The following is a 9,597-nucleotide window of genomic DNA, read 5'->3' on the forward strand; positions in this document are numbered from 1 at the left end:
CTCAACCTCCCTTGACGGCCATGTCGTCGAGCTGGTGCATGCGCGACACCATGCCGGTGAGCATGGCGAAGCACGCGCTCGTTTCCGACGCCGAGGCGATCTCCCTATCCAGGCGCACGGTGTCCAGGCCGATGGAGGTGTCTTCGACCATGCGCGGCACCAGGGCCGTGATGGATCCGACATCGTTCGAGACCCTGGCGTTTCCCCAGGCCTGGCGAAGCGTTTCTTCGAAGGACACGCGGACCGGCGTGTAGCGATCCGCTCCCGCGTTGGCGATGTTCTGTGCCGTGGCCGCTTGGCGAACCCACAGGCCGTCGAGGGCCTTGGCCGCGAGTGCGGGAATGACATCGATGCTCATGCGATCTTCCTCTACTGGACCACGATGTCGGCGTGCAGCGCCCCTGCGGCCTTGATCGACTGCAGGATGGCGATGACGTCGCGGGTGCTGACGTTGGATTTGGACAAGGCGAGAACGAGGTCACCCACCGTGGTCTGGCGGAACGTGCCCGCCACCTGCTGGCCGGGTTCGTCCACGCGCAGGTCGCTGTTGCCGATGACGATGCTGCGCACGCCGGCACCCGCGCGGCCGATGAATTCCGGTTGCGACGCGCTGTACTCGGTATCCACGGCAACGCGGATGTCGCCGTGGGAGATCGCCACGGGCGAGATACGCAGGTCGCCACCGGCGGTGACCGTCCCGTTGCGTTCGTTGATCACCACACGCGATACCTGGTCCGGCACCACGGAGAGCCCTTCGATGCGCGCGACCAGCATATTGGTGTCGTTGCCACCGCCGAGGGGACGGATACGCACCGTGCGCGCGTTGAGCGCATCGGCGACGTGCGTGCCCATGCCGCGGTTGATCTCCCCGGCGATGCGTTCGGCGGTGGTGGCGTCGGCGTCGCGCAGCACGAAGCGCAGGAACCCGTCGCGGCCCACGAGATCGGCTTGCACGTCGGTTTCCACGATCGCGCCGTCAGGCACCACGCCCGTCGTGGGGTGGTTCTTCTGGCGCAGGTTGCCATTGGCGTCGAAGCGATAGCCGCCGACGGTGATGGCACCCTGCGCGAGCGCGTAGACCTGTCGGTCGGGTCCACGAAGCTCGGCCATTACCAGCGTGCCACCCGCCAGGCTGCGCGCGTCGCCCGTCGAGGTGACGTTGATGTCCAGCTTGTCGCCAATGCTGGAGGTTGGCGGCAACGTGGCCGTGATCATCACCATCGCGACGTTGCGGCTCTGGATATCCTCCGGGGGAAGCACGATGTCGAAACGCGAAAGCATGTTCGACATGGCCTGGCGCGTGGCGACGTTGCGCGGGGTATCTCCCGAGCCGGACAGGCCCGTGACGACGCCATAACCGACGAGCAGGTTGTCGCGCGAACCCAGGAAGCGTCCCAGGTCCTTGAGGCGCACGGTGGACAGCGTTTCCGCGGTCGCCGCATGGATGGGCTGCGCGCAGACCAGCACAAGCGCGGCGAGCAGGGGGATGAGGAGACGCGTCACCATAGTCCCAGCCATCCCAGGATGCGGGGGATGAGCCCCGGCTTCGTGCGGTCCGTGACGAAGCCATCGCCGACATAATCGATGGTGGCGTCGGCCAGGCGATTGGACAGCACGGTGTTCGCGGTGGAGATATCGGCCTGGCGGACACGGCCGCCCAGGCGGATGCGGGTGCGCTCGCCGTTGACGTTGATCGTCTGCTCGCCCGAGATGCCGAGGTCGCCGTTCGGCCAGACCTTGACCACCGTGGTGCTCAGTTGGGCGAGCAGTCGGCCTTGTCGTTGCACCTGTCCACGCCCGCCATAGCTGTCGCCCAGTTGCAGCTGGGGCGCATGGCGCGTGTCGGCCATCGTGGTGACGGAGCCTTGCAGGCCGGTCGAGGTGTTCGTCGACGTATCCGCGCTGCTGCTCGCGGTGGAGTTCTCGTAGACGAGGATCGTGAGGATGTCACCGACATGGGTCGCGCGACGGTCGGAGATCAACCCCTGGTAGCTGTCGCGACGGTAGAGGTCGTCCGCATGGGCGACACGTGCCAGCGGCAATAGCACGAGCGTGAGGGCGAGCAGGAACCTTGCCTTTCTCATGGTTGCAGCACTCCGCGGACACGGCGGTCGTCGTCGGTCGTGGCGAGCACGGGGCGGCCCTGCGGCGCGTCGGTGAGCAAGGTGACCGGGCGGGACACGGTAACGCCGCCTTCCCGATGGATCGCCATCACCCGTTGTCCACGGGTCGCGTTGGCGAGCCTGTCGGCCGGAACCAGGCGTATGGCATCGCCGGCCTGGAGATCGGTCGACGCGCGAACCACGCCGGAGGCCGGATCGTAGAGCACCGCGGCGACCTCGGCAGGGCAGGTCGCCCGCTCGACCCGCTCCGCCACGATGGCCTCGCCACGCGCCGTGGGCGTGGTGAGGACCAGGCACTCACGGTCGGCGGCCATGGCCACGGCGCATGGCAGCGACAGCACGATGAACGACAGGCTCCGCATCGGTCAGCGCTTCAGGCCATTGGCGATGGACATCAATTCGTCGCCGATCTGGACCAGGCGGGCGTTCGCGGCATAGGCGCGCTGGTAGACCATCAGGTTCACCAGTTCGTCCGAAAGCTGCACGTTGGACGCTTCGCCGAAACCCTGTGCCAGCGCGCCGGCGTTGTCCTCGCCCGGTCGTCCGGTCGAGAGCGTCGTGGTGCTTTCGTCCAGCGTGTAGGTGCCATTGCCTGCGGCGACCAGTTGCGCGGGATCGCCGACGGTCACCAGTTCGATCTGCCCGATGGACAACGCGCCGGTTTGTCCGGGAACCTCGGCAAGGACTTCGCCATCTTTCTGGATCGTGATCGTGGTGGCGTCGCGTGGCACCGAGATCATGGCGTCCAGCGGGGTACCATCGGGTGCGGAGAGGTAGCCGTCGGCGCCGACATGCAACGTGCCGCCACGCCAGAGGGTGGCGTGTCCTTCGGCGGAACGGGCCAGCGGAATGAATCCGTCGCCACGCACGGCGATGTCCATGGGGTTGCCGGTGGGATGCAGTTCGGAGGCCGCGAAGTTGCGCAGGCCCATCGATGCGTTCACGCCGGCAAGGGTCGCGCCGCCGTCGACGCCACCCGAGGCCACGCCTTGCGTGGGCGGTACCAGCAGTTCGGAGAACGACACCGTGGCACGCTTGTAGGCGTTGGTGTTCATGTTGGTGACGTTGTTGGCGACGATGTCCACCGCCGTCTGTTGCGCGTCGAGTCCGGTGGCGCCGATGTAGAAGATCCCGTTCATGGCGTTACATCTCTCCCAGGCGTTGAATGGCGTTGCCGATCATGTCGTCGTAGGCCTGCACCAGCTTCTGGCCGCTTTCCACGCGGCGCATCGCCGCCATGACGCGGACCATGTCGTCGCCCACCACGACGTTGGACGATTCGACGAAACCCTGACGTACATGGGCCGTCTCGACGGCCTGCATGCCCTCACCGGTGAACAGGCCGTCCGGTGTGCGTTGCAGGTGCGATGGATCGGGTGTCTCGTACATGCCGAGCGTGCCGACCGGGGTGCCGTCGTCGATGACGCTGCCATCCTCGGCGATGCGCCACGGACCGCCGCCGAGGACGATGTCGCCGCCGCCGTCGTTCTGCACCGACCAACCCTGCGCGGTGACCAGGCGACCATCCTTGTCGCGATGGAAGTTGCCGGCGCGCGTGTAGGCCGTGCCGCCCGGGGCGCTCACCGCGAAGAACGCGCCACCTTCGATGGCCATGTCGTAGGGGTTGCCGGTGTGCACCAACTTGCCCGGACGGAAGTCCGTGGCCAGGCGAATCGCGGAAGCGGCATCCGGCCCGGCGAGCGACGCATCGGGAAGAAGGTCCTGGAAGGCGACATCGCCCTTGAACCCCGGCGTGGAGGCGTTGGCGATGTTGTGTGCCGAAGCCTCGACGCGACGCGTTTCCTGCGCCATCAAGACCCGGGCGGTGACCATCAGGTCATCCATGGGCGGTACTCCTTTGCGTCGTTGGCGGAACCGTGGAGGGGCTTGCCTGGGGCGACGGTGCTTCCACTGCGACCGTCGCGAAGGAACTCAAGGTGATCGTGTGCGGTACCTCGGTCATCGCCAGCACGGCCAGCCGCGGTGCGGTGCGCCGGGTGAAGGTACGCAGCGAACGGCGGATTTCCGCACGGCACAGCAGCACCGGCGAAAGGTTCTTGCGCATCATCGCGTCCATCTGCGCGAGCAGGCGGCCGAGGAAGGCTTCGGCGATGCGGGGGTCGATGACGAAGCCACCGGTACCGTCGGCGCCCTGGATATTGCGCAGGATCGCCGCTTCGAGGTTCGGGTCCAGCGTGAGCACCGGCAGCGTGTCCCTGTCACCGACCAGCTGGCGGCAGATCGTGTGGCCGAGTTTCTGGCGTACCGCTTCGCCTAGCCGGCCTGGATCCTTCTCATGGCGCCCCGCATCCGCGAGCGTCTCGATGATCAGGTCAATGTTGCGGATGGATACGTGCTCGTCGAGCAGGCCTTGCAGCACCGCCTGCACGTCGCTCATGGTGAGGACGGCGGGAACCAGTTCCTCGACCAGCCCGGGTTGGCGCGTACGCACGCCATCGAGCAATCCCACCACGGCCGGTCGGGAGAGCAACTGCGCGCTATGGCCCTTGATCACTTCGGTCACGTGGGTGACCAGCACGGTCAGCGCGTCCACGGGGGTGTAGCCGGCGGCGCGCGCAGCCGCGGCCTGTTCGTTCTCGACCCAGACGGCAGGAAGGCCGAACGCCGGATCGCGTATCTCCGGCTCGGGCAACCGGCGCACGTTGTCCGAGGCACGGATGGCCAGTGTCTTCGACGGTTCCAGGACAGCTTGCGCGTAACGGTCGCCATACAGCAGCACCCGGTATTCGTTCGGGGGCATCCCCGCGCCGTCACGGAACACCACCGGGGGCACGATGAAGCCCATCTCCGTCTTCTGCTGCTTGCGGAACGTAGAGACGCGCTCGGCCAGTATGTCCTGCATCGGCGACCAGGCCTGCGACAGCGAGGCGCCGAACAGCACCTCGATGGGCGGTGGAGGGGCCAGTTCGTCCGCGGCCTTTTCCTCACCGGGTGTTTCGTCGGCGTCACTACCGGCGACGTCCCCACGCTGGCGCGAGCGCGCGAACCACAGGCCGGCGCCCGCGGCGACGGCCAGCGGGAGGATGGGCCAGCGTGGCATGCCAGGCAGCAGCAGAAGACCGATCAGTGCGGCCGTCACCATCCAGAGGATCTTCGGAAAACGCACCAGCTGGCGTCCCACTTCACCGCCGAGCTGGCTGTCCGACGCCGAGCGGGTGACGATGATGCCGGTTGCCACCGAGATGATCAGGGCGGGAATCTGGGTGACGATGCCGTCGCCGATCGTGAGCATGGTGAAGGTATGCATGGCATCGCGCCACGACATGCCCATCTGTGCGACACCGATCGCCCATCCACCCAGGATATCGATGAGCAGGATGATGATGCCGGCGATGGCATCGCCCTTGACGAACTTGCTGGCGCCATCCATTGATCCATAGAACCCGGCTTCCTTCTCCAGGCCCTTGCGCCGACGCTTCGCCTCGTCCTGGTCGATAAGACCCATGTTGAGGTCGGCGTCGATGCTCATCTGCTGGCCGGGCATCGCGTCGAGCACGAAGCGTGCCGCCACTTCCGAGACACGCTGCGCGCCGGCGGTGACCACCACGTACTGCACGACCACCAGGATGAAGAACACGATCAGGCCGATGACGAAGTTGCCGCGCACGGTGAATTCGCCGATGGCGCCGATGACCTGGCCCGCATCCGCGCCGGTCATGATCAGGCGCGTGGCCGCGATGTTGAGGGATAGCCGGAACAACGTGGCGATCAGCAGCAGCGATGGAAAGGTCGAGAAGTCGACGGGCCGCTCCACGTAGAACGTCAGCAGCAGGATGGTCAGCCCGAATGCGAAGTTCACGATGATCAGCAGGTCGAGCACGACCGGCGGGATGCGCGTGAACAGGATCAGAAGGATGCCGAGCACCGCGAAGACCAGGGCCAGGTCCGACTGCTTGCGCATCGTGTCGAGGATGGCCCTCATGCGACCGTCCTCATGCCACGGGAACGGATATGCATGTAGAGCGATGCCGCCGTGCGATAGAGGGGAGCCGGTATCTCCGAGCCGAGATCCGTGCCGCGGAAGAGTTCCCGCGCGAAGGCCTTGGATTCGATGACGGGGATGCCGTAGATGAAGGCGAGCTTGCGCAGGCGCAGCGCGAATTCACCCGCACCCTTGGCGACCACGACCGGCGCGGTCATGCGTCCGGCTTCATAGCGCAGTCCCACGACCAGGTGTGTGGGGTTGGCCACGACGAGGTCGGCGCCGCGGATGCCGCGCATGCTGCGCGAGCGCTTGAGCAGTTCGCGTTGCAGCTGCTTGCGGCGCTGCTTGATGCGGGGATCGCCTTCGCGCTGGCGATGCTCCTGCTTCACCTCGTGTTTGCTCATGCGCATCTTGCGGGCAAACATCCGCCGCACCAGCAACTGGTCGATGGCGGCGAATACCAGTGCCGCCCCTACCATCAGGAACAGAAGGCGGATGGCGCCGCTTGCCAGTAACGATGGAAGGCTCGTGGCGGGCGTCGCGGAGCGGCTCGCGGCGGTGACCAGATCCATGATCACGTGGGTCGCCAGCCACCCATAGACCGCCACCTTCACCACGGTCTTGGCGGCTTCGATGAGTACCTGGAGCGAAAACACCCGCTTGATGCCGGTCAGTGGATTGAGCCGGTTGAGGTCCGCCTTCAGCGCGGACGGCGCGAACAGGAATCCCACCTGCGCGAGGCTCGAGACGAGCGTGCCGAGGACGATGGCGGCGATCAGTGGAAGAATGGCCTGGAAGCCATCGGCGAAAATGGCGCCCATCCAGCTGAGCAAGGCGTGTTCGCCTGAACTCACCGATCCGGCCCCGGCGAAACTGCGTGCCGCGATGCGCCCCATGCGTACACCGAGTTCGTCGCCGCGTGACCACAGGTAGCCGGCACAGCAGGCCACGGCGAGCACGAGACCCAGCTCGGGACTGCGTGCGACCATGCCTTTCTTTCGCGCCTGCTCCAGTTTGTAGGGGCTGGCATCTTCCGACTTGTTCAGTTCGCTGTCGCTCATGGCGCCACCAGGGACGGCACGAATTCCAGCGACTGTCGGATCAGGCGCATGATCGCCGGGCCGGCCAGGCCGATGGCGGTTGCCGTGACGATCAGCGTGACCACCGTCTTCACCTGCAGGCCGATCAGCAAGGCGTTCATCTGCGGCAGCGCGCGGGAAAGGTACGCAACGGCGACATCGACCAGGAACAACGCGAGCATGGGGGCGGCGATGGCTCCCAGTCCCGTCAGCAGGCTGGCGCCGAGGAAGGCGGTGAGTCGCGTGGGTGCGATGGGCGTGAGGGCGCCACCGGGCGGCACCAGCTTCACGAGCAAGGCGAGCATGCGCATCAACTCGAGATGACCGCCCACGAGGAAGAACACCAGGCCGGCGACCAGGGCCAGCACGGTGCCGAACAAGGGTGCCTGGTTACTCGTCGCGGGATCGATGACCAGGGCGAGGCCATAGCCGGCCTGGATGTCCAAGGCCCGCCCGGCGAAATCCAGCCCGGCGAATCCCGCCTGGAAACCGAAGGCGAGCAACATGCCGAGGAACAGCTCGGTGGCCGCGGCGGTAATCCAATGCACGCCGGCCGGCGTGGCCGGCGCGATCATCGCCAGTGAACCCGCCATGGCGAGCACCAGCACGACGCGCACGCGCAGCGGCAGGCGCAACTGGGAAAAAGGTGGAGCGAAGGTGAGCAGTGGTCCGAGCCGCAACGACAGCAGCAGGGTTCCTGTTGCGAGTGAGCTATCCATAGCTACGGGGTTCCGTCAGTTCATATTGGCTATCGACCGGAAGAGGCTCGCGGCGAAGCCGGTTACCCTCCCCAGCATCCAAGAGGCCGATACCACGATGACGATCGCGGCGACGGCGAGCTTCGGGACGTAGCTGAGGCTGGTTTCCTGAATCTGCGTGACGACCTGGAAGGCACTGATAAGGAGTCCGACGACCAGGGTTGCACCCAGGATCGGTCCTGAAATCAGGAAACTGGTCCACAACAATTGAGAGACCAGCTGGAGCGCTTGATCTGCAGACATACTTCGGATTCCCCTTGCCGAATCAGCGTAGCACGGGATGAATCGTCGGTGCAGGTTCTTGGAGAAATTTCTTACGCGGGGCGACGATATCGTGCGAGGACGTTGCCGAGCGTGGGGCCGTTGTTTCCAACGGGCTGATTCAAAAGCCTTTCCATCTGTTCGCTGGCGCTGTCCGTTGCGCCGTCCGCCGCTGCCAGCAAGCTGCTGACGTACTGGCCGGAGAGGCTGGCGGGATCCAGGCGCAGCGCGACGCGGGCGTAATGCAGCGCATCGTTGCGACGCCCATCCTGGAAAAGCGTCATGGCCAGGCCACCGGCCGCCTCGGAAAAGCCCCGGTCCATGTCCATGGCCTTGCGGAAGTCGGTTTCCGCGAAGGCGAGTTCGCCTTGCATCAATCGAGCCCAGCCGGCGGTGACCCATGCGCCGGAGTGGTCGCGAAGCATGGTCGCGGCGGTTTCCAAGGTGTCGCCCGCGCTCGCGAAATCGCCTTGCGATGTCTGGGCCAGTCCGCGGCCCAGCATCGCGCGTCCACTGTGAGGGCTTTGCGCGAGTGCCTGTTCGAAAAGGCGGGCGGCATGGCGGGACTCGCCGTCCTCCAGGGCCAGCATGCCTGCCGTGGTGGCGCCTTCGGCAGACTCCAGCGAACGTGCAGCCTCCGCGCCGGCACCCGGCAGGTCGCCTTGGTCGAACAGGATCATCGACAGGACACCGTGCAGCGACTGGCCTTCGGCGATCGCGGGCGCCTGTCGCGCGAGGGCGATGGCCTCGTCGAATCGGCCCAGGCGATGGAGCACGCGAAGGCGCAGGACGGTCGCACCGGGCGCCACCGCGTATACGTCATCGTCGAGTCGTGCCAGGGCCTCGTCGTGACGATCGAGCATCGCCAGGGCGTAGGCAAGGTTGTAACGAATGGTCGCCGACGCGTCGACCTGCTCCAGCGAGGAGAAGATCGCCACCGCTTCCGGGAAACGGGATAGCGACAGCGAGACCAGGCCACGCAGGTGTTCCACTTCGACATCTCCACCGGACAGGTTCGCCAGTGTCGTGTCGCTCTCCCGGTAGTCGCCTTCCTCGTACAGCGCCGTCGCCACGGCGAGGGTGAGGCCGGTGTTGCCCGGATCCTGGGCGAGAAGCGCCCGCAGGCGTTCGGAACGGGAGATGGTGGTCTGCACGATGTGTTCCCTGGATGGTTCCCGGAGCGAACGGTACAGGGCGAGGTGGTCTGTTCGCCAGCCCGGACATCACCCCTAAACAAATTTCACAAACCGTGGATCACCTATCCATGGCCGACCTTTTTCCGGGCGGCGACTCATCAGGCAATAAGGAAGGGATCATGGTCGGCATCGTCACGGGAAGCGGTCTGGGACTGGACAACACCTCGCTACAGGCGCTGGGTGCCCGGGGGATGCTGGGCAACGCGTCGGAGGGCAAGGCGGGCGAGTCGATCT

General features: G+C 66.1%; 11 protein-coding genes. All 11 read right to left on the reverse strand.

Annotated features, from left to right (window positions below; all coding sequences use genetic code 11):
- Window position 1: 1 nt before the first annotated feature.
- The 11 genes from GAK28_RS19385 to GAK28_RS19435 all read right to left on the reverse strand — a co-directional run bounded on the left by GAK28_RS19385 (window position 2) and on the right by GAK28_RS19435 (window position 9,321).
- A complete protein-coding gene (locus GAK28_RS19385) occupies window positions 2-358 on the reverse strand; it encodes a hypothetical protein (protein WP_291783228.1) in 357 nt (118 codons plus the stop codon).
- Window positions 359-369: 11 nt separating this feature from the next.
- Entirely contained in the window at window positions 370-1,506 is a 1,137-nt protein-coding gene (locus tag GAK28_RS19390) for a flagellar basal body P-ring protein FlgI (RefSeq protein WP_291783231.1), read from the reverse strand.
- Window positions 1,500-2,084, reverse strand: coding sequence for a flagellar basal body L-ring protein FlgH (locus GAK28_RS19395; RefSeq protein ID WP_291783234.1), 585 nt, complete (start codon window positions 2,082-2,084; stop codon window positions 1,500-1,502). The genes GAK28_RS19390 and GAK28_RS19395 overlap by 7 nt, the downstream gene beginning before the upstream one ends.
- A complete protein-coding gene (locus GAK28_RS19400; RefSeq protein WP_291783237.1) occupies window positions 2,081-2,485 on the reverse strand; it encodes a hypothetical protein in 405 nt (134 codons plus the stop codon). The genes GAK28_RS19395 and GAK28_RS19400 overlap by 4 nt, the downstream gene beginning before the upstream one ends.
- A 3-nt stretch (window positions 2,486-2,488) precedes the next feature.
- Window positions 2,489-3,262, reverse strand: a complete 774-nt coding sequence (locus GAK28_RS19405; protein WP_291783240.1) for a flagellar hook-basal body complex protein — start codon at window positions 3,260-3,262, stop codon at window positions 2,489-2,491.
- Between the two features lie 4 nt (window positions 3,263-3,266).
- Window positions 3,267-3,968: a flagellar hook basal-body protein gene (locus GAK28_RS19410; protein ID WP_291783241.1), complete on the reverse strand. Its 702-nt coding sequence runs from the start codon at window positions 3,966-3,968 to the stop codon at window positions 3,267-3,269.
- Entirely contained in the window at window positions 3,961-6,066 is a 2,106-nt protein-coding gene (locus GAK28_RS19415; protein ID WP_291783244.1) for a flagellar biosynthesis protein FlhA, read from the reverse strand. The genes GAK28_RS19410 and GAK28_RS19415 overlap by 8 nt, the downstream gene beginning before the upstream one ends.
- Window positions 6,063-7,130 carry an EscU/YscU/HrcU family type III secretion system export apparatus switch protein gene (locus GAK28_RS19420; protein ID WP_291783250.1) on the reverse strand — a complete coding sequence of 356 codons (1,068 nt, stop codon included), beginning with the start codon at window positions 7,128-7,130 and terminating at the stop codon, window positions 6,063-6,065. The genes GAK28_RS19415 and GAK28_RS19420 overlap by 4 nt, the downstream gene beginning before the upstream one ends.
- A complete protein-coding gene (locus GAK28_RS19425; protein ID WP_291783253.1) occupies window positions 7,127-7,867 on the reverse strand; it encodes a flagellar biosynthetic protein FliR in 741 nt (246 codons plus the stop codon). The genes GAK28_RS19420 and GAK28_RS19425 overlap by 4 nt, the downstream gene beginning before the upstream one ends.
- A gap of 15 nt (window positions 7,868-7,882) precedes the next feature.
- Window positions 7,883-8,149 carry a flagellar biosynthetic protein FliQ gene (locus GAK28_RS19430; protein ID WP_291783257.1) on the reverse strand — a complete coding sequence of 89 codons (267 nt, stop codon included), beginning with the start codon at window positions 8,147-8,149 and terminating at the stop codon, window positions 7,883-7,885.
- 71 nt (window positions 8,150-8,220) lie between these two features.
- On the reverse strand, window positions 8,221-9,321 hold the full coding sequence (locus GAK28_RS19435; RefSeq protein ID WP_291783260.1) for a tetratricopeptide repeat protein: 1,101 nt from the start codon (window positions 9,319-9,321) through the stop codon (window positions 8,221-8,223).
- Window positions 9,322-9,597 lie beyond the last annotated feature (276 nt).

This window comes from Luteibacter sp. (assembly GCF_009912395.1).
Classification (GTDB): domain Bacteria; phylum Pseudomonadota; class Gammaproteobacteria; order Xanthomonadales; family Rhodanobacteraceae; genus Luteibacter.